Annotated in this window: 16 protein-coding genes and 1 tRNA gene; 6 read left to right on the top strand and 11 right to left on the bottom strand. The window is 55.5% G+C overall.

Annotated elements, in window-relative coordinates:
• Positions 1–7: 7 nt before the first annotated feature.
• The 4 genes from pgaD to pgaA are packed head-to-tail and all read right to left on the bottom strand — an operon-like array spanning position 8 to position 6,147.
• Positions 8–442 (bottom strand): poly-beta-1,6-N-acetyl-D-glucosamine biosynthesis protein PgaD, encoded by a 435-nt coding sequence (gene pgaD / locus IM265_RS00620; RefSeq protein ID WP_045260787.1) that lies wholly within the window; start codon positions 440–442, stop codon positions 8–10.
• Entirely contained in the window at positions 439–1,770 is a 1,332-nt protein-coding gene (gene pgaC, locus IM265_RS00615) for a poly-beta-1,6-N-acetyl-D-glucosamine synthase (RefSeq protein ID WP_193031856.1), read from the bottom strand. The genes pgaD and pgaC overlap by 4 nt, the downstream gene beginning before the upstream one ends.
• Positions 1,763–3,700, bottom strand: a complete 1,938-nt coding sequence (gene pgaB / locus IM265_RS00610) for a poly-beta-1,6-N-acetyl-D-glucosamine N-deacetylase PgaB (RefSeq protein WP_193031858.1) — start codon at positions 3,698–3,700, stop codon at positions 1,763–1,765. Before pgaB ends, pgaC begins: the two co-directional genes overlap by 8 nt.
• An 8-nt stretch (positions 3,701–3,708) precedes the next feature.
• A complete protein-coding gene (gene pgaA / locus IM265_RS00605; protein ID WP_193031860.1) occupies positions 3,709–6,147 on the bottom strand; it encodes a poly-beta-1,6 N-acetyl-D-glucosamine export porin PgaA in 2,439 nt (812 codons plus the stop codon).
• A gap of 673 nt (positions 6,148–6,820) precedes the next feature.
• Here pgaA and IM265_RS00600 point away from each other — a divergent pair.
• Positions 6,821–7,348 (top strand): helix-turn-helix domain-containing protein, encoded by a 528-nt coding sequence (locus IM265_RS00600; RefSeq protein WP_045260784.1) that lies wholly within the window; start codon positions 6,821–6,823, stop codon positions 7,346–7,348.
• A 61-nt stretch (positions 7,349–7,409) separates the two neighbouring features.
• Here the strand turns inward: IM265_RS00600 and IM265_RS00595 are convergent, their stop codons facing one another.
• A complete protein-coding gene (locus tag IM265_RS00595; RefSeq protein WP_193031862.1) occupies positions 7,410–10,427 on the bottom strand; it encodes an autotransporter outer membrane beta-barrel domain-containing protein in 3,018 nt (1,005 codons plus the stop codon).
• A 114-nt stretch (positions 10,428–10,541) separates the two neighbouring features.
• A complete protein-coding gene (locus IM265_RS00590) occupies positions 10,542–10,856 on the bottom strand; it encodes a lipoprotein (RefSeq protein WP_028014394.1) in 315 nt (104 codons plus the stop codon).
• A gap of 175 nt (positions 10,857–11,031) precedes the next feature.
• Here IM265_RS00590 and IM265_RS00585 point away from each other — a divergent pair, with 175 nt between their 5' ends.
• The 3 genes from IM265_RS00585 to IM265_RS00575 all read left to right on the top strand — a co-directional run bounded on the left by IM265_RS00585 (position 11,032) and on the right by IM265_RS00575 (position 14,104).
• Positions 11,032–11,664 carry a response regulator transcription factor gene (locus IM265_RS00585; protein ID WP_028014393.1) on the top strand — a complete coding sequence of 211 codons (633 nt, stop codon included), beginning with the start codon at positions 11,032–11,034 and terminating at the stop codon, positions 11,662–11,664.
• A complete protein-coding gene (locus IM265_RS00580; RefSeq protein WP_193031864.1) occupies positions 11,661–13,448 on the top strand; it encodes a hybrid sensor histidine kinase/response regulator in 1,788 nt (595 codons plus the stop codon). Before IM265_RS00585 ends, IM265_RS00580 begins: the two co-directional genes overlap by 4 nt.
• A gap of 329 nt (positions 13,449–13,777) precedes the next feature.
• Positions 13,778–14,104 carry a hypothetical protein gene (locus IM265_RS00575; RefSeq protein WP_193031866.1) on the top strand — a complete coding sequence of 109 codons (327 nt, stop codon included), beginning with the start codon at positions 13,778–13,780 and terminating at the stop codon, positions 14,102–14,104.
• Here IM265_RS00575 and IM265_RS00570 read toward each other — a convergent pair.
• From IM265_RS00570 to IM265_RS00560, 3 genes are all read right to left on the bottom strand, one after another.
• Positions 14,082–14,900, bottom strand: a complete 819-nt coding sequence (locus IM265_RS00570) for a DUF4225 domain-containing protein (protein ID WP_155026355.1) — start codon at positions 14,898–14,900, stop codon at positions 14,082–14,084. The two genes, IM265_RS00575 and IM265_RS00570, sit on opposite strands and share 23 nt — an antisense overlap.
• A 520-nt stretch (positions 14,901–15,420) precedes the next feature.
• A tRNA-Phe gene (locus IM265_RS00565) sits at positions 15,421–15,496 on the bottom strand.
• A 95-nt stretch (positions 15,497–15,591) separates the two neighbouring features.
• Complete coding sequence (locus IM265_RS00560; protein ID WP_182034360.1) at positions 15,592–16,305, bottom strand: DUF554 domain-containing protein; 714 nt, start codon at positions 16,303–16,305, stop codon at positions 15,592–15,594.
• 181 nt (positions 16,306–16,486) lie between these two features.
• Between IM265_RS00560 and IM265_RS00555 the strand changes: the two genes are divergently transcribed.
• Positions 16,487–18,625, top strand: a complete 2,139-nt coding sequence (locus tag IM265_RS00555) for an ornithine decarboxylase (RefSeq protein ID WP_193031868.1) — start codon at positions 16,487–16,489, stop codon at positions 18,623–18,625.
• A gap of 44 nt (positions 18,626–18,669) precedes the next feature.
• Here the strand turns inward: IM265_RS00555 and IM265_RS00550 are convergent, their stop codons facing one another.
• Complete coding sequence (locus IM265_RS00550; protein ID WP_047367414.1) at positions 18,670–19,362, bottom strand: response regulator; 693 nt, start codon at positions 19,360–19,362, stop codon at positions 18,670–18,672.
• Positions 19,352–20,977 carry a sensor histidine kinase gene (locus IM265_RS00545; protein WP_193031870.1) on the bottom strand — a complete coding sequence of 542 codons (1,626 nt, stop codon included), beginning with the start codon at positions 20,975–20,977 and terminating at the stop codon, positions 19,352–19,354. The genes IM265_RS00550 and IM265_RS00545 overlap by 11 nt, the downstream gene beginning before the upstream one ends.
• Before the next feature lie 345 nt (positions 20,978–21,322).
• Between IM265_RS00545 and IM265_RS00540 the strand changes: the two genes are divergently transcribed.
• The gene (locus IM265_RS00540; protein ID WP_045630637.1) at positions 21,323–22,684 is read left to right on the top strand and encodes a 2-hydroxycarboxylate transporter family protein; all 1,362 of its coding nucleotides are present in this window, start codon (positions 21,323–21,325) and stop codon (positions 22,682–22,684) included.
• Positions 22,685–22,697: the final 13 nt, after the last annotated feature.

The following is a 22,697-nucleotide window of genomic DNA, read 5'->3' as shown; positions in this document are numbered from 1 at the left end:
CTTTTTGTTACTGCGCTTCCTCGTCCTGCTGCGCGCTGGTTTTCAATTCGATGATGCGTCCAATCTGGTCATGATAAACCGTCAGCAGGTTGTGCTGGCTCATCTCCGAGATGAGCTGCGGTGAGACGTTAAAGCTGCGGGCAAGTTCGTCATGATGCAACAAGCCCGGCTGACGTCGTCTTACGTTCGCGCGGCGGCGGTTGTACTGATACCACAAAATCAGCAGCCAGCCGTTGAGCGCGGCGAACAGCAAATAGATCAACACCGTATTAAAGGAGGCAATAATCACGCTCCACCGGTGGTCGCTCTCCTCGGTTAACTGCATCCACAGCCTGGCATACAGGAAGAACAGAAACCCGCCCCACGCCACCACGGTTAACGCGGCATCAAAAAGTCGTGGCAGCAACCGATGTTCAGTCAAAATTAAGGTATTTTCGTTCATTGAAGGCTTCCTTTTCCCCGGTCCGGACTGATCCAGCGCGCGCGGGCGCGCTGACGTTTAAGCATGACTTTTGGAAATGCGACGAGGGTGGTGAACAGACCAATCATCCAGTAGACCATTGGGAACCAAATCACCCAGAAAAGCGAGCTGGCCACCTTGCGCTCATAGCGCCGCTCGATGTACAAGCTGACCAGGAACTGCAGCAGGCACATCACGCCCAGCAGCAGCCCGGTAAACGCCGGGGGAAACAGGGTTTCAACGGTCAGCCTGGCGGGAATGGGCGCGACGTGGCTGATGATGTACAGCAGCACCGTTATCGCATACGCGAAGGCCCACAGCGTTGACAGCGCGTACTCCAGAAACAGGGGCCACATGCGGTGATGCTCCCAGCGCACCATCTTGCGCAGGTTCACCAGAAATACCTCCGCGCCGCCCTGTGCCCAGCGCAGACGCTGCTTCCACAGGCCCTTCAGCGTCTCAGGCATCAGGATCCAGCACAGCGCCCGCGGCTCGAAAAAGATATCCCAGTGGCGCAGCTGGAGCTTCCAGCTGATGTCGATGTCTTCGGTGATCATGTCCGGGCTCCAGTACCCGACGTCCGCCAGCGCCTGTCGGCGAAAGGCGGCGATGACGCCGGAGATGGTAAAGACCCGGCCATAGATCCGCTGCGTCCGCTTGATGAGCCCAATGATGGACGAAAACTCGCCAACCTGAATGCGGCCAATCAGCGTGGAGCGCGTGCGAATGCGCGGGTTCCCGGTAACCGCCCCGACGTGGGGATACTGAATCAGCGGCGCGACCAGATAGGCCGCGGTGTCGCGGTCGAGCAGGGCGTCGCCGTCAATGCAGACCAGCAGATCGCCACGGGCCGCCGCCGCCCCGGCTTTGAGCGCCACCGCTTTTCCCTGGTTCTCCGCGAGGTTAATCACCCGCAGGCGCGGCTGCTCCAGCGCCAGCTGCTGCAGCACCTGCGCGGTGTTATCAGACGAGCCGTCGTTGATGGCGATCACTTCAATATTCTCGTACCGCTGAGCCAGCGCGGCGCTGATGGTCTCTCTGGCATTTCTTTCCTCATTGAAGCAGGGGATTAGAATTGAGATGAGCGGCTCGCCGGCGAGCGTCGGGGCGGGCGTGTCTTTATCCCACGACCAGCGGCGTTCAAGCTGAAACCAGAAATAGAGGCCGCCGGTGACCCAGAGCACGGACATAAACAGCGGCCAGAAGAAGACAAAATCCAGAATCAGCTCGCCGGTAAAGAGGGCGGCCACCCCTAACGGCAGCCCGAATACCAGACACAAAATTGAAAAGGCGATTATGCGATCAGTCATTGTCAGGGTACCAGTAGGAAGAAAAGACGGGCCTGATGCGCGAGATATCAGGCTGGTTATTGATGAAATCGTCAGGGTAGTAGCCGTAGTTTTTGATGCCGTTCAGCTGGAGGACGCGCATCCACGCCGCAAGCTGACTGTCGGAGACGGCGCGCTGCGGCTTCTGCTCCCAGTCTCTGGCCTGCAGCTCGAAAATGGTTTTATCCAGCGCGCCGGGCCGCGCGGCGACGGCCTTGATCAAACGCGTCAGCCAGGCATTGCTCTCGTTCGCCGGAACGGACTCCATCAGCGGCATTGCCATGGGGACCGTCCAGTCATAGGCCGCCAGAAAATCATCGAGATTCTGCGCAAACCACGCTTCGCTTTCGGGCTGCAGAATGGGAAGGACGAACATATTGCGCGCGGTTTTTATCTGCGGGCCGCGGATGTGCTTCACCGCCTGGCTCAGAGCGCGGGTAAATCCGATAAGCCTCCGGCTTTTCTGGCGCGTCGTGTCCTGCCCGGCAGCGTCAACGTCCGTCAGTACCGCATCGTCATGGAACAGGATCCCGTTGAAGCTGGCATGGCGGGCCAGATCTTCATAGATTTCCGTCACCTGCAGGCGAACCTGCGGGTCCCACGGTGAAAGCCTGATGTAGGGCTCATTGGCCTCGCGCAGCTGGCCGGTTCGATCGTCCCGGCGCTGCACGCGCGGCAGGGCAGGATCGAGATCGAACGAGAGCACCGGCATCCACGCGTAGACCTTCACCCCCGCGCGGGTTTGCAGCTGCCAGGATACGAAGTTAAAGAGATCGGCCCGGACCGGAAGCCGGCGGTTGGGGAAATAGAGCGCCCTGATCCTGCCGTCGCCCTGCGGGTCGGCAAACGCCTGCAGGAAGACGTGGCTGATTTTCATGTCGTAGACCCGCTGGATCAGCCTGTTGATGTTTTGGGTCTGCTGAGCCGGATCGGGATCGTAAACGTAGTCGAGATCGACGTGCATCACGCGCACGGGATCGTGCTCCTGAACCCGGCTGACCGAACTGGCAAACGCTTTGAGCGAGGGGTTGCCGGCGATCAGCAAACGGGGAATGCTACCGAGATTGCGCACGTCACCCAGCCCGTCCTCCAGAGTAAAGGCGAGCCGGTAGCCCTGCTGCCTGGCGATGGCGAGCGACGTACCGCTGGCGGCACCGTAAGGCCAGACCCAGGCGCGCGGCGCTTTGCCCGTCACCTGCGCGATTTTCTCCGTCACCTTGCGGACGTCATCGCCGATCCGCTGGCTGAACTGCTGGTCAGTTTCATAGCGCCCCGTCGCTTTATCATAAAAGCGGTTGGCGATGGCCGGTTCGCGGCTGCCCTGCGGGTTGGCGACGATGCCGTAATGCGAGGCCCAGGTATGCGATCCGATCTCAACCAGCGGAGACTGGCTGAGCTCGCGCACCATGTCCCAGGTCGCGAAGCGATCCCGGGGCGTCATCAGGCCGCCAAAGTTCACCTTCTGGTTTGCTGGCGTATCCACCCAGCTGCCCACCGGCGCCCAGAGCGCAGGCACGTTCCAGGCCTTAAGCAGCGGCCAGACGCGGGTGTAGAAGCTACTGTAGCCGTCGTCAAAGCTAAGCAGAACGGCTTTCGGCGGCAGCGATTTTTTGCCGTCATGTGCGTCCAGAATGTCCTGCACGCTGATGGCGTGATAGCCGTTGTGCAGAAGCCAGCTAATCTGCTCGTTTAGCGCGCTGGTGCGCACGGAGAGGTAGCGCTGATCGGCGGCATCGTCTTCGACGTCGTGGTAGGCCAGCACCAGGAACTGGTTCTGCGGCCAGGGTTTGCTCGCCTCCGGCTGCGGCCGCTCGCCGGGCGCAATGAACGAGATCGCCTGCGCCCAGACGCTCGCGCTGAGGCAGAGCCAGCCGATGAGGATCAGGCTCACGGAAAAACGTGTGTTCAGCATATTCATCCTTAAAAGCGTAAAGTCGCATCAAGCGTGACGGAGAGGTTGCTCTCGCGTTTGCCGTCGTAAGGGCGTTTATCCCAGTTCAGCATCACGCCGGTATCAATGACGTTATTCCACTGGACGCGTTGCCCGTAGCCCAGCAGGGCGATGGCGCCAACGGGCTGGTTTTTCTGCCAGTAGCTGCCGCCTCCCGCCACCAACTGCTGGCTCCAGAGGGTGTCGTAATGGCGGTACATCTCATGGTCCACGGACAGGGCGGCCGTCACGGACAGATCCCGCGCCGGGTTGTAATAGAGCGTGTCCCGCAGGCTGTTTTTACTGGCGGCGATCCCCGGTTCAAGATCCAGCGTCAGGGTCGGGGTCTGCCAGAGACGCTCCTTACCCGTAAGGGTGTATTCCTGTCGGCGATTATGGTCTGAGAAGCGGCTGACGGCGGCGCTGAACTGGTACTCACGGCGCTCGTTTTGATACCAGCGGATCCCGCCTTCACCCCGGTTGGCACTAATCCCGTTGCGTAATGCCCGTAGCGGCGCGGTGCGGGATAAGCGTTCAAGGCTGCCGCTGACCTGCCAGTTATCATTGAGAAAGTACGTGGTTGAGAGGCGAGCACCTGGCTTGTTTTCACCGTGATAGCGGTTGCTGGATACCTCGGCTTCGAGCTGAAGGTCGCGAGGACGCCACTCGATGCCGCCCAGGAGGTGACGGCTGGTGCCTTTGCCTTCATCGAAATTACCCTGCGCATAGCGGGTACCCGCAAACAGCCGCCAGCTATCCGCTACCGGTGGACCATAGAGCGTGGCATCCCCGTTCAGGTCGTGCGTTCCGCTGATGGGGTTATCGGAGTGCAAGCCCTTGCTCGCGTTAAGGCGCAGCTCGGACATGTGATGCACCGTTCTGAGCCTGTCCAGACGCCTTGCGCTGCGAGCAACGGGCGCGCGGGCAAGCACGTCGTCGGCCAGTAAATCCATCTGGCGCCACTCCTGCAGATCCATGGCGACGTAAGCCTGCTGCTGTTCCAGCTCCAGATTAGATGGCTCCAGCGCCTCCGTCCTTTTTAACGTTTGCTCGGCCGCGCGCGGCTGGCCCCGCGCCTGAAGCAGGGTGGCATAGTCAATCTGCAGCCCCTGATTGCCCGGCGCCGTTGTGGCCAGACGGTGCGCCAGCTTATCCGCGTCCGGCAGGGCGTTGGTTGAGAGCAAATAGTTAAATTTGAGCGACTGCCCGGTAAGCCACCGATCGTTGGGCTGCGGAGTGGGCGAGCCGAAATCGTAGCGGATCCACGGAACGCTGCGGGTCTGGCGCTCTACGTACTGTCGAGCGGCCTGATACTGCCCCGTGTCCAGCCAGGCGTAGAAAAGCGCATGCTCCTCGTCCTGCGGATCGGCGGCGTATTGCGGATAGCGTTGCAGCAGCGAGAAGGCGGCAGTGGCGTTTTTCTCCTGCAGATACGCGGAGATCGCCCAGCCGATGGCCCAGCCCGGCACCGAATGCTGCGCCTCCGTCAGCGCCTGATATTCACGGATGACCTGCGGGTAATCGCCATGCGCGTACAGCGCACCCAGCCTGTCGATACGGGCGAGGATGATGTCTTCCGCTGCCTGCGGTTCGTGTTGCCAGCGTGAGAGCAGGGCGTCGTAACGATTCAGTGCCGTTTGCGCCAGCTGCAGGCGCTCCTTTTCCGTTCTGCCAGGCACGTCGGCAAGGCGAACCCATTCTGCGGCGGCATTAAGCTCCAGACGGCGGCGCTGCGCGGGGGTCAGCGTTACCCTTTGTGACAGCATCAGCGCGGGAGTACTCACCCGGTTATCCGTTAGCGCGTCAATTAACTCGCTAAGGAGCGCGTTATTCTCCGGCGCGAGGGTCAGCGCGCGCGTGTCCGCTAAAAGCCGATCCCAGCTTTTTCCCTGGCGTAACCAGACGTACGAGAGCGTCTGAAGATGCGCCGGAGAGGGATCTTCCGTCACCAGCTGGCGGGCTTCCTGCAGAGCGAGCGTATCCATGCGGGCATCGGCCAGGGTTTTGATATAGCCGATACGATAATCGTCATTATGTGGCGCAAGGCTAAGCGCCTCTTTCCACAGTGATAAGGCAGGCTGCCACGCTTTTTGATCTCTTCTGGCCTGCGCGACAGCCGCAACGCCGCGAGCGGGCAGCGGCATATAAATGCCATAGCGCTGCCAGAGCTGAATCACCTCGTCATGACGACCTGCCCATGCAGCCACCTGTAACCAGTCCGCCACTTGCTCGGGCGTCAGAGCATGCTGTTGCTGATACCGCTGAAGATAATTGAGAAACGGCGTGTAATTACCGTTACGTGCCTGTTGAATCTGTTGCTCATAAACGGATTCCGTTGCCTGAACGAGAACAGGAAACAGAAATAGCAGAAACAATAATCCTGGGGCGCGATAAAAGAATAACGTATTGAAGCGAAGCGATCTTTCCATATCTATTTGCCATTTGTTTATCATGAATCCATTGCATAACACGGCCGCCTTTTAACTCTGCGTTAAAGGCCATAAATGAGAACATTAAATCTGAATGCAGTAACGTTATGGGGTACTTACTTTAAGGTAATTATGGAACCTCCGCTTTGGGAACTGGGTGGAAGGTAATGTACACCTGATATGTTGCCGGATAAATATGGTGAAATGCAGAGGGGTAGTTTTGGGATAATTCTGGAATGAGATGTCTTTTGTGATTATTTTGAATTGAATATGTATTTGTAACTCTTTGATATTAATGTGTTTTATTTATGTCTTTTTGAGTTTGCTTATATTCCCGGCGAGGTTTTATTGTAGCAATTAAAGTACTTTCTGGTGCATGTTTGGGAAGTTTCATGACAAAAAGTCTTAATGTTCAGCGAAGTGACTTTTCTGCGATTGTTTTTTATTTATAATTAACGCCAGCCATTGAATGAAAGTCTACAGGAAGTCTTACTCATCAATGTCTGTATTGAGGGATGTTCAACGCCAGAATACATATTGTCGTTAATATTACAGCGCTATAAAACGAAGGCGGCCTTCTTTCTGAAGGTGCGTTCTTGCTTTAATCTAAAAGGGATGGTTAGTGGCAACTTCAATAGTGTTAGTGACCCAGGATCGCTATCTTGTCAGGGGGATGAGGCTATTTTTCCCGGATATTATCCTGCTCGACTCGATTGACAGAAACATATTTGATAACGGTGCAGATGAATATTCTGTGTTGATTGATAGCCGTTCTCCGCTCCGTTTATATGATTACCTGATACGCCATCCGGCCAGAACAAAAAAAACGATCTGCTGCGTTATGCTGGATATGCGACATCGCGAGGAGAATCTACTCAGTATGAAGTTGTTTATGAACACGTCGCTTACGGCGCCGGATATGGCATCGTTATTTAACCTGGTGCTCAATATGAAGGGCAGGCGTCTGACCACCAAATGGCTGCTTAACTTACGGCTTGGCACGCACGAAGCGATCATGCTGCGGTTGTTGAGGGCAGGGATGTCGATGGAAGCGATTGCCGATGAACTGAACACGTCGGTGAAGAGCCTCTATCGCAAACGGACGGCGCTGTCGGAACGCCTGGGGGCGGAGAACTTCAACGAGGCGTGTTTGTTTATCTTTAAAAACAAACTGCTGGATGCGGTTGGGAACGATCCCTGAATTCCTGAGAGCCCAAAAGCAAAAACCCGCCACAGGGGCGGGTTCTTTTACTGGAAATAATTCAGAACGACCAGCGCAGATTAGCGTTAACCGAGTTGACGCGGGTATCCGCACCATATTGCCCCTGATAACCCACATCCAGCGTCGCAGCACGCGACAGCTGTACGCTCACGCCGATATCACCCACCATCACGTCCTCATCCACGGCCTGCCCCTGAGTAATGAACGCGTCGCTGCCCGCAAACGCCATGCGCGAAGAGGTATTCTTATCGCCATAGGCGTGCTGCCAGCCCAACGAACCGTAGAGGTTCACGTTCTTTGGCAGCTCGGTCACACCGCGCACCCCGAGGGTGGAGTAAAAGGTATTCATCGTTTCGTTACGCACGCTCAGCGCGGCGGCACCGCCGTCTTCCCTGAAGCTGTCGGTATGCAGTCGAATGTACGATAAATTGACGAACGGCTCGATATTCATATCAGGCTGGCCGAAGCGGTAGCCCGCTTCGGTGAATGCCAGCAGCGAGTTGGCGTCGTAATCCGACTTCAGCCGATCCGAGAAGCCGCTGAAATCAACGCTGCGCTCGCCTTCGATCTTGTGCCAGGTGTAACCCAGCGCGCCGCGAAGGGAGAACGCATCCTGTTGACCCGCCGCATACAGGCCAAGGTGGTAGTTATCGGTATCCGTTGAGGAACGACGGCTGTCGACGTCGTAATCACCGCGGCTGTAGCCGAAGTAGCCACCGACACGCACGTTATGATCCGCCAGCTTGCGATCTGCCCCCAGCAGGAAGCCGGTGGTGTTGCCGTCCAGCTTGCCCACGTTACCGTCGCCGTCGTTTCGGCTCCAGGAGCTGAAGGTCTGGCCCCAGACGCCATTGTTTTGCGGCTCCGGCTGCTGCACCAGCGACATCGCTAACGGTGGTATCGGCAGGCTGTCGTTATCAAACGCGCGCTGCATACGCTGGTTTAAGACGTTAAACACCTGCGTGCTGCCGGCGATCAGGTTGGACTGCATTGACGGATAAACTTCACCGGACAGCTGGTTGAACGCCTCGCGCGCTTCCGGCGCGCTGAGTACCAGCAGCGAGTTATACAGCGCCAGCGACGGGCCGCTTTGCGTCAGGGTGGAGAGCGCGCCGGCGGTATTCCACTGGTTGCTGCTTTTGGCGACGGTCTGGAAAATCCCCGGCTTGCCGCTGCCCGGATTCTCACTGCCAGGGTTTTCTCCGCCCGGGTTCTCACCGCCTGGGTTTCCTCCTCCTGGATTTTCACCTCCTGGATTTTCGCCTCCCGGGTTTTCACCTCCCGGATTCTCGCCGCCGGTCTCTTTCTGCGCGATAGTCAGATCGACGGCGTTGGTGCTCTGGTTGAGCGCCACGTCCAGGAAGGCGGATTTAGACACCGCCCCCGCGAACTGACCGTCAATTCCCCCGTCGGAGGTTAAAATGCGGTAGCTTTGGCCCGTTTTGTAGCTGGTTTGCGGATCCAGCGCAGTGACCTGTACCTGAGCCCGATCGCTGATGGTCGTTTTGCCTGCGACCAGCAGCTGGTCGTTGCGGCCATCACCGGCGATATCGACATCATAGAAAGAGTCACCCACAAAATTCAGATAACGTTTCAGCGTCAGCGTGCCGATATCGCCATCCCCGGGCGAGATATGCCCGCCGGAAAGGATCTCGGTCTGGCCCAGCGTGCCGTTCCCTCCCAGCGTTCCGCCGGCCTTGATTGAGGCGGCGCTGCTGTAGCCCAGCCCGTCGCTAACGTCGGATCCCGCCGTCGCGTTGAGGATCAGCGTCCCGCCGTTCTCGGCGCTAAGAGTCTGAATATCAAAAATATCGTCTTCTGGCTGGGTGTTGATGTTGCTGGCGATAATGACTTTGCCACCGCGCGCGGTCACGTTCGCCTGAAGGGCTGAAAGATCGCCATTCAGCGTTGTCTGCCCGGAAGTATTGATCACCTCACCTTCGCCGCTCATCTTGTTGCTGAAGACGTAATTTTCATCGGTATGGTTGAAGTAGACATAGCTGCCGAACAGCCCGCCGCGCAGGCTGATTGCCGTATTCGCATCGAGAGTCCCCGCGCCGCCCGCTGTGCCAAGCGTTGGCTCAGTTAAACCCGTGCCGGTGTCCATATTGCCGCGGCTGCCGATAATGAGCGCACCCCGGTTCGAGCCGGAACCCGAGGTCCCCACGATCAGCGTATTGCTGCCAGCGGAAAATGAACCGCCGTCAATCACCGACAGCACGCCATTGCCATAATCGCCCACGCTCACGCTGCTGCCGCTGGTAAAGCGCGAGTCTTTGCCCGCAATAACCAGCTCGGCGGTTTTACCTGCCCCGGATATGCCCGCCACCTGCACGCCGCCAACGTTAACCGCACCGCCGTTCAACACGTCCAGGTCGCCATAAAGCGTCAACGTACGGCCAACGTTCCACTGTGAGCCGCTCCCCGTGACGGTGGCTTTCGGGCTTAGCGTGTCGGTTTCACCCGGCCCGGTACCATTGCCGATGCGCGCATCATAGGCGGTGCTGAGCGTCGCGCCGTCTTCAATCGCCAGCGTGGAGCGTGCCCCCAGATCGGTACCTACGCTGAGAAAATTACTGGTCACGCGAGAGCCGGCGCCAGTGGCGATAAGGTGACTGTCGTAGCCGCGGGTGGTGCCGACAACGATTTCTTTTGCGCTGGCCAGCGCGCCTTCTTCGATTCGCAGGGTGCCGAGGCCAAGATTCAGGTCGCCGCGCAGGACGTACTGATCGTTGACTGCGTTAAGTTCAGCGTTTGGCCCACGGACCGTGACCACGCTTTCATAAATTTGGCCGTCGAACAGCCGACCGATGTTGATGTTATAGGCGGTGATTTTGCCATTATCAATCAGCAGGTTTCCGGGTTGATTACGTCCAACGTAAACATCTCCGGTGTAACCCAGCGTTTCGGTTATACGCGCCTCGCCATCAAAAATGGCATCGGCTGCACGCGCGAAATCGGCAGGTGAAAGCAGTAACAGTGGCGCGGAAAATAGAGCGAGGTAAAGTCTGGAAAGCGGCGTCTTAACCGCTAAAGCATGCGATGTAGAGTTATTCACGGGCTATCTCCGTACTCATTAGCGTGATGTCTGGAAAATCGTTTTTATGAAAACTCAGATACGTCAGAAAATATAAAAGGCGTTATTTATGTACGCCTTTTCATTTGCCGTTAATTATTTATGCGTGACAACAGGGGTACAGGTAGGTGCGCTGAGCGTCGGGGCGGATCCTAAAATCCCCGGCATCATCATTGATGAGCAATCGAAAATACGCCCTTTTTCCGTCGTAGCGCGATAAGACAGTTTTTGCCCTCCCAGTGCGTCCGGCTGGGCGCCATTAACATTGGTCACGGTTATTTCATCCGATGAGCCCAGCCCCAGCATTTTAGCGGTCTCCGCCTGCAGGAGTGGAATAGCCTGATCGGTTTTTAGCGTGGAACAACCGGCGAGCATCAACGTAACGCTTAAAAAGATGAGTGGTTTTTTCATAAATTATCCTTGATATCCAATCAGTTAATTTCACTGATTGTATTTATGTTTTCAATTACCCAAATCAGCGAATAATATATTTCCCTTTCCTAATCGAAAAAACCCTCCTAAAGTAGGGTGGGTAGATAATAATTCATCTGTACACTCAGATATGCGAAGGTAAAAGGAGGATCCTTTGGGGCAGAATTATGCGTTGGTCGTTGATGACCATCCATTGGTAGCAAGCGGCATCGCTAATTTTCTGATTTCACATTGCCAGTTTAAGCAGGCGAGCGTGGTGACGAATGAGGAAGATTGCTACCGTCAAATTAGGGATAATGGCCCGCCGCGTTTGCTGGTAATCGATTTTTGGCTTTCGTCCGGAACGGCACTGAAATTACTCAAAGAAGTAAAACAACATTACCCACAGGTACGGTTCCTGGTGGTCAGCGGGGACGACAATAATGACATCTGGCAGAAAGTTCACGCCGCCGGGGGACACGGATTTGTATTGAAAAGCGAACCGCCTGAAATGTTCTCACGGGCCGTTTGTGCACTCCTTGATAATCTGACCTGGTTTCCTGAGAGAAACGATTTTCCCGTTGAATCGAATAATGAGAAGTTAAGTAAATTTAACTTAACGCCGCGACAAATAGACGTTTTAAATATGATTATGCGCGGCCTGCCAAATAAACGAATCGCCGCGCAGCTTTCAATTTCTGAGCCCACGGTCAAAGAACACATCAGCAATATATTGAAAAAGATAGGCGTTAACAGCCGGGTCGAAGCCATCACGCTTCTGCATGGCAAGCGGGAATCATCAGAATGAGGTTTTTCCAGAGTTTACAGAAAGATGGTATCTCATCTCCCGCGCAGATCCGTTTGCTAAACAACACTTTTTTGCGGCTGGTGTTCAGCTTTAGCGCGGTGCCATTTGTCGGTATTCCTTTTGCCATCTGGATCTATTTGCTGGGCGATGAACTTGGCCCAACCATTATCTGGATAATTATTTACCTGCTATGTGCCGTGGCAATCCGCATATTGCACCGACGCTACCAGCGCGAAGTGAAAAAGCATGATGAAGAGGACGTCCTGCGCCGCTGGCTTCCGCGCATAAATAAGATCGCTTTTATTCACGGGCTGGGGATTTCATCTCTCTATTTAATTACTCCGCAGACGCAGAACTTTGACTTTTTCCTGCTCCTTAATATCAGTATTGCCGCCATCGTCGCCGCCAATGCAACGCATCTGACGCCGGTCATCAGCACTTTTACGTGCTTTTTCTTCGCCTCCTGGGGAGTATTGAATATCGGCATCATCTGGCGGCTGGACGAGCTGATATTCATTGTGCTGATGCTGAACCTGCTGTACGGCTTCGCCATTTACCGCCATGCGTTAACGTCGCACGCGTACTTTATTCAGCAAGCGCTGCTTGAGGAAAAAAGCTCACGCCTGGCAGAACAGTTTCGCCAGGCCAAAGAGGAAGCGGAGCAGGCGCTGCTGGATAAAAATCAGTTCCTGACGACAGCCAGCCACGACCTGCGTCAGCCGGTACACGCCATGGGCTTTCTGATCGAAGCGATTATCCACCGAAACCGGGACGACAGCCTGACGCCCCAGCTGCTTGACCTGCAGCAGAGCGTTCGCTCGGTGCATTTGATGTTCAATTCTCTGCTCGACCTCAGCAAGATTGAATCCGGAAAAGTGCTCACTGCCCCTACCAAAGTGGACATCGGCGCTCTGCTCGACTCGGTGATCACGCTGTTTCGCGAAGAGGCCAACAGCCGTGCACTTAGGCTGTCCACCCGTCGACCCAAACGCCGCATCCACGTGATGGGCGACCCGCTGCTGGTGCGACAATCGCTGATTAACCTGATTCAAAACGCCCTTCGCTACACGCAGCAGGGCGGTGTGCTGGTTGCCATCCGACCGCGCGGTGACGAGTGCCTGGTGGAAGTGTGGGACACAGGTGTCGGTATCGCTGATGACGAGAAAGGTAAAATCTTCTCCCCTTACTACCGCCCCGAACTGGCCTGGAAGATCGACAGCGCCGGACACGGGCTGGGCCTCGCCGTGGTTGCCCGCTGTGCCAGGCTGATGAAGGTGAAGTACGGGATGCAATCCATAGAAGGTAAAGGCTCACGCTTCTGGATGCGCTTCACTCAATATGCTGGCGAAGAGAACGCGACGGACATCCCGCCCGCCGATAACAACGCCTCTGCGCCGGTACGCTATGCGCCGCTTCGCGGTTCTTGCCTGGTTGTCGATGACGACCCGCTGGTGACGTCAGCCTGGGAGAGCCTGATGAGCGTTTGGGGAATCAACGTGCGCTGCGCGGCCTCCGCTGAAGAAGCGTTCGCCATCATCGACGACGGCTTCACCCCGTTCGCCGTGCTGTGCGACCAGCGCCTGCGATCCGGCGAAAGCGGCTTCGACATCCTGAAAGCGCTTTTTGAACGTCTGCCGGACATGAGCGGCGCGATGGTCAGCGGCGAATTTAATTCGCCTGTTCTGCTGGAGGCGGAGCAGGAAGGGTATCTGGTGCTGCGCAAGCCTCTGGAGCCGGCTAAACTGCATGCGCTGCTGACGCAGTGGTCAGGGTGTCGTGGATAGGGGAATAGATAACAGCAGCAGCGTTGCGCTTCACTGTAGGGCCTGATTAATGATTTCATCATGCATGATTCAGCCTCCTGTGGTGATCTGCATGTTGCTTCTACCGGGCAGGGCGGGAGATGTTGGAAACGGCCCCGAAGGAGTCATTAGAGTTGCTACCAGCGAAGTTCCGCAGTGGGCAATAATGTCAGTTTTCGAGCGTATACTCTAAGATATCTTCAACCCGTTGATATATATTAATTTGATGAATATCGTCAGGTAGCGATTTATCCGCCAAATTAAGTTAAACTTCGTCACAGGTTTCAGTGAGTTATGGGACGGATAACAGAATGACCAGCGAAGAGGCACTTTTAAAATCAGGTTTTAGCAAACGAGATATTCAAAAGCTAAAAAACAATATTGAAAATTACGGTGGTTCGTTTGATAGCGTAACTCATGATCTGGCCAATCGTTTTAAGGCTATGAAGTGGATAACTATTATTGCCTTCATCATACTGGCTTTAACTCTTTTACTTGCATCCAAGGATACAAGCCTGACACTAGCACTCACGTTATTGATTGTACTACCTTTCATCTGGTATATAACGCCAGCAAAACTTGGCTACAAATCCTGGCGTTATCGGAAATTGCTGACTAATTCTGGGACGGGTCGCTGACGGACAACAGATCAAAAATAATCTTAGCTTTCACGCCATAACCCGCTATTTTCATTGTAAGCTGCGGGCGGCTCAGTGTGCTCACCTTGCGGTAATAGTCAGCAGGGAGATAACGAAACAGTCGCCAGGTACCAGGTCGCCGTAACAAGCCAAAAATGGTGTACGCATTAGCGGCCAGTGAAATTGATTTGTAGACACCTAACCCATTCTCACGACTAAAGCCCATAAACTCAGCTGTAGACATCGCGGCATTCGCTACCAGCCCTTCACTGGTAGTGTTGTTAGTTGCGTAGCGAGCCACTTCTTTACTGATGCTGTTTGCCCCGTCAGTAACCAGAATCGCACCAGCAAGAACCCCGAGAGGGGTCATAGTGCCTATGAGGGTAAATCCTGCGGCTATTTCAGCACCGGCCAGGACAACACTAACAGCCGAAATCACATACCCAACAATTTTGTTATTCTCTCGGATAAACTCGACTTTAGCGTAAAGCTTCGCTGCCTTCGTTCTTAATAAACGCGCTTGTTCCAGCAGGTTACTGTTTTCTTCTCTGAGAGTTTTAACGCATTCCATGCATTCTTCATCTGATTTAGCCCGACGAGCTAACGTAAATTGTTCTTCTATGAGGTCCCGAATTTCCTGAACAAACTTCATTCGAGTCAAACTATCGCTGAGATGAAAAGCCGACAGAGTGTTGGCTGTATTTACCAGTTTCCTGGCTTCCATATTCACCATCGTTTCCGCCCAGGCTTTATTTCTTCCACCTGAGCGCATCATGTTAAGTAATGCTGCATCCATTGTAGTTCCTCTCAATTGCTTTACCGGCCTCTGCTTAGACTGATAAACGCCCCCCTGACAGCCATGCGTGCCAACGCACACACAATATAGTAGCAATGTGGTTACGGTGTCTGAAGTAGAAGTCGCTTTTTACAGCTTCGTTCCTCGGCCTACTTTACTGCGGTTAGCCAGGGCCTGTTCCAGCAGTGTACGGAACGCCGACAGGTCACTTTTCAGGATGTCCCGGATGGATTTACCACCAATTAATCTAATAAAACAGTTAGCCGATGGGGTGTACTCACGGATACGTGATGCCGCTCTGTCGGGCTCTGTACAATTGATATGTGCATTTGTAATGCTCAAATAGATTGGTGAAGGTCAGGTTTTTCTGCTTCTGTGTGGAGGTAAAGGCGGTAAACACGCCAGTTGTACCACCGGGAAGCGGGGTCGGAGGAAAGATAAGGGGGGTAACTACTGTTCAAACAACGAGTTGCTGACTCAGAAAGCAAAAACCCCCGCCGAAGCGAGGGTTATAAATAAGTGGTGCCCGGACTCGGAATCGAACCAAGGACACGGGGATTTTCAATCCCCTGCTCTACCGACTGAGCTATCCGGGCAACGGGGCGCATTAAACCCGATCTGCCCGTTGCCGTCAACGAAAAATGTTGTTTTCGTTACAGACTGCGCAATCTCTCGCCATTTCGCCGCAATCTTAAGCGAAAAAGTGCGTCCAGAGCGCAGAGAGCGGCATGGCGAGCAGTAATGCGGGCAGCATATTCACCACGGCAAACATTTTGATCCCGCAAATACGTAGGCCCGTCGCCAGCAGCAGCAGGCCGCCGACGGCGGTGAAGTCCGCCATCATCGCTGGCGTGGTCAGCGGGAGAATCAAGGTGGCGCAGGTGGCAAGCGCGAGTTGAATCAGCAGCATCGGCACGCTAATCGCCGCAACGGCAACGCCGAGCGTGGTGGCGAAAATGGTGGCGGTGAAGAAATCGAGAAACGCTTTTGCAATCAATATGCTTGGGTCGCCCGTCATCCCTTCCTGCATCGAGCCGAAAATCCCGGTGCCGCTTGCGCAAAACAGAATAATGATGGCGACGTAGTTCTGAATAAACGACTCGTGCGTGCCGTGTTTCGCCTTGCCCGGTCGGGCAATCAGGTTTTTGGCTTTGCCCACCGCGCTATTGATGCCTTTTTCCAGATAGCAAAATTCACCAATCAGTGCGCCGAGCAGTGTAGCCAGCACCATGACGGGCAGGTTGGCGCATTTGATCACTAGAAGGATGCCGATGCCTAAGGATGCCAGGCCGAATATAGAGGGCATGGATGAACGGATACGCTCCGGCAGCCGCTGACTCAACACTGCGCCCAGTACGCCGCCCAGCAATACGGCTCCGGCGTTAATAAATGGCCCGATAACCACAGTTAACTCCTGTTATTTACTCATTGATATTGCATTATTATGGCACGTCAGGGCTGCGCGAGCCTTAGCTTTGGGTGGTTTCGTGCATACTGATTCCTTCTTGCGCGTGAAAATAAAAAGTGACATGATTGCGCGAATTTTCTCCTCCCTGTCTCACCGCTCGGTGAGGGTATTTGCGCTTATGAAAACCATGAAAATTGCCGTCAGCCATGAGCTGGTATCCAAAGTTTCTACGCACCGTGAAAAGGTGACGCTGGATAACACCGATTTCACCGATGTGGCGGCAGTCGTCATTACCGTTGTTGAAAGCTACAGCGGCATTCTCGCGTTGCTGAAGCGTACGGGCTTTCAGCTACCGGTGTTTATGTTCTCGCAAGAGCCAGGAGAGGTGCCTGATGGCGTCACGGCGATTATCTCGGGTAAAGCTCAGGAGTTCCTGGAACTGGAGAGCGCCGCCTGCCGTTACGAAGAGGAATTGCTGCCGCCTTTTTTCGATACCCTGAGCCAGTATGTAGAGATGGGTAACAGCACCTTCGCCTGTCCGGGCCACCAGCACGGGGCTTTTTTCAAAAAACACCCGGCAGGGCGACAGTTCTATGATTTCTTCGGTGAGAACGTGTTTCGCGCCGACATGTGCAACGCCGACGTTAAGCTGGGCGATCTGCTGATCCATGAAGGCTCCGCCAAGCACGCGCAAAAATTCGCGGCGAAAGTATTCAACGCGGACAAAACCTACTTTGTGCTGAACGGCACGTCGGCGGCCAACAAGGTGGTGACCAACGCGCTGCTGACCCGCGGCGACCTGGTGCTGTTCGACCGCAACAACCATAAATCTAATCACCACGGCGCACTGATCCAGGCGGGCGCCACGCCGGTGTATCTTGAGGCGGCGCGCAATCCGTTTGGCTTTATCGGCGGGATCGACGAGCACTGCTTTGATGACGCGTATCTGCGGGATCTGATCCGCGAGGCGGCGCCGGAAAAGGCCGACGAGGCCCGCCCGTTCCGCCTGGCGATCATTCAGCTTGGCACCTACGACGGGACGATCTACAACGCCCGCCAGGTGATCGACAAGATCGGCCATCTGTGTGACTACATCCTTTTTGACTCCGCGTGGGTGGGCTACGAGCAGTTTATTCCGATGATGGCAGAAACGTCCCCGCTCTTGCTGGAGCTTAACGAGAACGATCCGGGCATTTTCGTGACCCAGTCGGTGCACAAGCAGCAGGCCGGGTTCTCGCAAACGTCGCAGATCCATAAAAAGGATAACCACATCCGCGGTCAGGCGCGCTTCTGTCCGCACAAGCGGCTGAACAACGCGTTTATGCTGCACGCCTCCACCAGCCCGTTTTATCCGCTGTTTGCGGCGCTGGACGTGAACGCCAAAATTCACGAGGGCGAGAGCGGGCGCAGGCTGTGGGCGGAGTGCGTCGAGCTGGGCATTGAGGCGCGCAAGGCCATCATCGCCAACTGCCATATGATCAAACCGTTTATCCCGCCGGTGGTGGCGGGGCGGCCATGGCAGGATCACCCCACGCAGGTCATCGCGAGCGAGCGTCGCTTCTTTAGCTTCGAGCCGGGGGCCAAATGGCACGGATTTGAGGGTTATGCGAGCGAGCAGTATTTCGTCGACCCGTGCAAGCTGCTGCTGACCACGCCGGGCATTGATGCAGAAACAGGTCACTATACCGATTTCGGCATTCCGGCGACCATTCTCGCCCACTACCTGCGCGAAAACGGCATCGTGCCGGAGAAGTGCGACCTCAACTCGATCCTGTTCCTGCTGACGCCTGCCGAAAGCAGCGAGAAGCTGGCGCAGCTGGTGGCGATGCTGGGGCAGTTTGAGCAGCATATTGAAGACGACACGCCGCTCGCCGACGTGCTGCCGACCATCTACCAAAAATACCCGGTGCGTTACCGCGACTACACGATCCGTCAACTGTGCCAGGAGATGCACGATCTCTACGTCAGCTTTAACGTGAAGGATCTACAGAAGGCGATGTTCCGCCGGGAGAGCCTGCCCGCCGTAGTGATGAACCCGCAGGATGCCAACCAGGAGTACATTCGCGGGAACGTGGAGCTGGTGCGTATTCGTGACGCTGAAGGGCGCATTGCCGCCGAAGGTGCGCTGCCGTACCCGCCAGGCGTGCTGTGCGTGGTGCCGGGAGAAGTCTGGGGCGGGGCGGTACAGCGTTATTTCCTGGCGCTGGAAGAGGGCATTAATATGCTGCCGGGCTTCTCGCCGGAGTTGCAGGGCGTTTACAGCGAGAAGGATGCGGACGGGATTAAGCGGCTGTATGGGTACGTATTGAATGTCTGAACGTAGGCCCGGTGGCGCAAGCTTACCGGGCCTATAATACTTCGTCAGGCTTCTGCGCGGCGGTACATCCTTCTCGGATGCCCAATCTTCCCGTACAGCATCTCCACCGTCAGAAAACCCACCTCCACGCAGTGTTCCAGATAGCGTCGGGTGGTGGTTTTACTCAGTCCCGTCTCGCTCACCACCTCATCCACCGTAAAGCAGTGCGCCGCCTTGCTGTTAAACAGCGTTTGCACCCGCGCCAGCGTGTTCTCCTCTATTCCCTTGCTGCCGTTGTCCAGACGATAGTTTTTCGCCTGTAACTGATAGAGTGAATCCACGTTCTGCTGGTCGACAATCTTCCAGACCCGCTGTTGTTCTGCAAACTGCACAAAACGCTCCAGCGACTGGCTGAGCCGCTTCCAGGAGACCGGCTTAAGGATATAGTCAAACGCGCCGTTTCGGATGGCCTGGCTACAGGTGTCCATATCGCTGGCGGCGGTGATGAAAATCACCGAGCAGTTGGCGCGGGCCAGCATCGGGTTGCTGATAAGGGTGATGCCTTTGCCGTCCGGCAGGTAGTTATCCAGCAGCATCAGCTTCGGCTGTTTGCTCTCCAGCTGTCGCTGCGCGTCGGCCAATGACGCGGCAATCCCCACCAGCCTCAGGCGCGGATGTTTACCGATAAGCTCCGCGTGCAGCTGTGCCAGTTCGTTCTCGTCTTCAACAATCAGTACGTCGATAAGTTCATGTTGCATAGTCGGTATCTTCCAGTTGCCGGACGGTTCCCGGGGCCGGGATAAACAGTGAGAAAATGGTCCCGTGCGGCATGTTATCGGCAACTTCTATTGTGCCGCCAGCCTGCGTGACGTAGCTTTCGATCAGATACAGGCCAATCCCGTGATCGCCCCGCGTTTTGGTGGTGATGCCGCGTTCAAATATCCGGTCACGGATCGCCGGGGTAATGCCAACGCCCTGGTCGGCTACTTCAATAATCAGCTCCTGCTCGCTGAGCTTTATCAGCACTTCCACTGGCGCATGCGGGAGCGGCGATCGCTGCGTCGCTTCGATGGCGTTATCCAGCAGGTTGCCAATAATCGAAATCAGCTCTTGCTCTCCCAGCGGCAGGAACGGTTTGTCCAGCCGACAGGCCGGGTCGAAACTCAGCTCCACGCCTTTCTCACGCGCGCGAGCGGCTTTTCCCAGCAGCAGCCCGCAAAGTGTCGGGGAACTAAAGCGGGAGGAGATAAAGTCCAGCAGCTCCTGAGCATGCTCCGACTGCGCCTGAATGTAGCGAATGGCCTCTTCATAGCGGCCCATATGCAGCAGGCCGGAGAGGGTGGTCATCCGGTTCAGCTGCTCATGACGCATAATGCGCAGGTTATCGACGTAGCGTTTTACCTGGCTGAGCTGGCTGCTGAGAGAGTCGATCTCGTTGCGATCGCGGAAGGTGATCACCCAGCCCTGCAGCGACCCCTCAAGCATGATGTGTACCCGGCTGGCAATCACCGTGAGATCGTTAAAGCGGCAAATCTCGTCATGGGTATCTTTCGCCAGCATCGTCTGCGTGTCGAAGAACGGGACCGGATCGATCACCTGGCTTATCAGCTGCCCGCGCAGTTCCCGGGCCGGCTGGCTCAGGCCCAGCAGCTTGCGCGCCGCCTGGTTGATCACCTCTATGCGCCGTTCGTTATCAATGGCGATCACGCCTTCGTAGATGGACTCCATCATCGCCTTTTGCTGGCGCACCAGCAGGCCGATCTCTCGTGGCTCCAGGGAAAAGATCTGTTTCTTAATACTACGGGTAAAGAACCAGGAGAAGACAAAGAGGGCGATCAGCAGCAGCACGGCGGCAATCAGGATATTGACCACTTTACTGACGGTAATTGTGTCCAGGTAGCTGGTGAGATAGCCAACTGAAACAATGCCGACCACCTGCCCGGCGTCGTTGAAAATGGGCGCTTTACTGCGCAGTGAAATGCCCAACCCGCCTTTACGTATGGTTGTCGTGCTTTTCCCCTGCAATACGGCTTCATTGTCGCCGCCGACCAGCGTCGTGCCCACCCTGTCGGCAAAGACGGAGTGAAAAAGATGCCGTCCCGTATTATCGCCAATGACAATAAAGCTGGCGTCGCTGTGCGCGGCCATTTTCTGCATGAACTCATGAATGGCGTTGATATCTTTTTGTTCAACTTCAGTACGCAATGACGGAATAAGCGCAATCTCTTCTGCCTGTATTTTAGCGCGCGCACTCATTTCCTGATAAAGCTGTTTTCCGACATCGGCATAATAATATCCGCCCAGCAGCACAAAAAGCACTGAGAAAAAGGCAACCAGCGAAATAAACAGCTTAATCTGGAAAGAGACTTTCATAACTATCACGCAAAGTAGCGGCAAAGATCGTCAATATATCATCTTTTTTCATGCGGATGTCCGCTTTGCGGGAAACTTGTGATCCCTTGCACAGCAAGGGCTGTAAATGATTTATCCAGAAGGCTTATGATCTTCATGCTGCTACGTTAAATGTTATTTGGTCGTTCAATTCAGAAAAGAAACCATAAAAACCACGATAATAAATAAGGCATAAATCACATTAAATAAAAGAAACCATAAAAACCATAGCTGCCATTAAAACTTCGCTTTTAATATGCCATTCCTCACATAAAGTAGGCCTTTGTGACTCTAAGCTGAACGCACAAAATAACTAAGGGGCTTATTATGAGCACAACTGATGATTCTTTCTCTGTTACCCACGACCCGATTGAAATTCAGCGGCCATCCCTCAAGGAGCGGTGGTGGCATATTATGGATACCTGGAAAATCGGGATTATTCCTCTGCCGCTGTTCGTTCTGGCGGGCGCGCTGATCGCGATTGATTGCCTGGGCGGAAAGCTGCCGAGCGATATCGTGGTGATGGTGGCGACGCTGGCCTTCTTCGGCTTTGCCTGCGGTGAGTTCGGCAAACGCCTGCCGATTGTCGGCAAGCTTGGTGCGGCGGCGATTTGCGCCACCTTTATCCCTTCCGCGCTGGTCTACTACGGTTTGCTGCCGGACGTGGTGGTGGAATCCACGACCAAATTCTACAAATCCACCAACATTCTCTACCTCTATATCTGCTGCATTATCGTCGGCAGCATCATGAGCATGAACCGCACGGTGCTGATTCAGGGCTTCCTGCGCATCTTCTTCCCGATGCTGTGCGGTGAAATCGTCGGCATGATTGTTGGTATGGGCGTGGGGCTGGCGCTGGGCCTGGAGCCGTTCCAGATCTTCTTCTTTATCATTCTGCCGATCATGGCGGGCGGCGTCGGGGAAGGGGCGATTCCGCTTTCCATCGGCTATGCCACCCTGCTGCATATGGACCAGGGCGTAGCGCTCGGCCGCGTGCTGCCGATGGTCATGCTCGGCGGGCTGACGGCAATCATCATCTCCGGCTGCCTGAACCAGCTCGGTAAACGCTACCCGCACCTGACCGGTGAAGGCCAGCTGATGCCTAACCGCGCGAATGCCGATGCCACCGTCTCTCAGCCTGCGTTCTCCGGTAAAGCGGACGTGACCACTATCGCCTCCGGCGCGCTGCTGGCGGTGCTGCTGTACATGCTGGGCATGCTCGGCCACAAGCTGATTGGCCTGCCTGCGCCCGTTGGCATGCTGTTTATGGCGGTGCTGGTGAAGCTCTGCAACGGCGCTTCTCCGCGCCTGCTGGAGGGCTCGCAGGTGGTGTACAAATTCTTCCAGACTTCCGTGACCTACCCAATCCTCTTCGCCGTTGGCGTGGCCATCACCCCGTGGCATGAACTGGTGGCCGCCTTCACGCTGACCAACCTGCTGGTGATTATCAGCACCGTCTCAGCGCTGGTGGCGACCGGGTTCTTCGTCGGCAAAAAGATCGGTATGCACCCGATTGATGTCGCCATCGTCTCCTGCTGTCAGAGCGGACAGGGCGGTACCGGCGACGTGGCGATACTGACCGCAGGCAACCGCATGAGCCTGATGCCGTTCGCCCAGATTGCTACCCGTATCGGCGGGGCGATTAACGTCTCTGTCTCACTGCTGATTCTGGGTAACTTCCTCGTCTAAGTATTCAGGAAAA

The organism is Enterobacter cloacae complex sp. P17RS (assembly GCF_014895885.1).
GTDB classification, from domain to species: domain Bacteria; phylum Pseudomonadota; class Gammaproteobacteria; order Enterobacterales; family Enterobacteriaceae; genus Enterobacter; species Enterobacter bugandensis.
This window is presented reverse-complemented; position numbering and strand designations above follow the sequence as displayed.

Coding starts and splice junctions, on each gene's coding strand:
- IM265_RS00580 (WP_193031864.1), top strand. CDS start 11,661: ATGAGGTTTTTCCAGAGTTTACAGAAAGATGGTATCTCATCTCCCGCG.
- pgaC (WP_193031856.1), bottom strand. CDS start 1,770: ATGACTGATCGCATAATCGCCTTTTCAATTTTGTGTCTGGTATTCGGG.
- IM265_RS00545 (WP_193031870.1), bottom strand. CDS start 20,977: ATGAAAGTCTCTTTCCAGATTAAGCTGTTTATTTCGCTGGTTGCCTTT.
- IM265_RS00550 (WP_047367414.1), bottom strand. CDS start 19,362: ATGCAACATGAACTTATCGACGTACTGATTGTTGAAGACGAGAACGAA.
- pgaD (WP_045260787.1), bottom strand. CDS start 442: ATGAACGAAAATACCTTAATTTTGACTGAACATCGGTTGCTGCCACGA.
- IM265_RS00570 (WP_155026355.1), bottom strand. CDS start 14,900: ATGGATGCAGCATTACTTAACATGATGCGCTCAGGTGGAAGAAATAAA.
- IM265_RS00555 (WP_193031868.1), top strand. CDS start 16,487: ATGAAAACCATGAAAATTGCCGTCAGCCATGAGCTGGTATCCAAAGTT.
- pgaB (WP_193031858.1), bottom strand. CDS start 3,700: ATGCTGAACACACGTTTTTCCGTGAGCCTGATCCTCATCGGCTGGCTC.
- IM265_RS00575 (WP_193031866.1), top strand. CDS start 13,778: ATGACCAGCGAAGAGGCACTTTTAAAATCAGGTTTTAGCAAACGAGAT.
- pgaA (WP_193031860.1), bottom strand. CDS start 6,147: ATGGAAAGATCGCTTCGCTTCAATACGTTATTCTTTTATCGCGCCCCA.
- IM265_RS00540 (WP_045630637.1), top strand. CDS start 21,323: ATGAGCACAACTGATGATTCTTTCTCTGTTACCCACGACCCGATTGAA.
- IM265_RS00590 (WP_028014394.1), bottom strand. CDS start 10,856: ATGAAAAAACCACTCATCTTTTTAAGCGTTACGTTGATGCTCGCCGGT.
- IM265_RS00600 (WP_045260784.1), top strand. CDS start 6,821: ATGAGGCTATTTTTCCCGGATATTATCCTGCTCGACTCGATTGACAGA.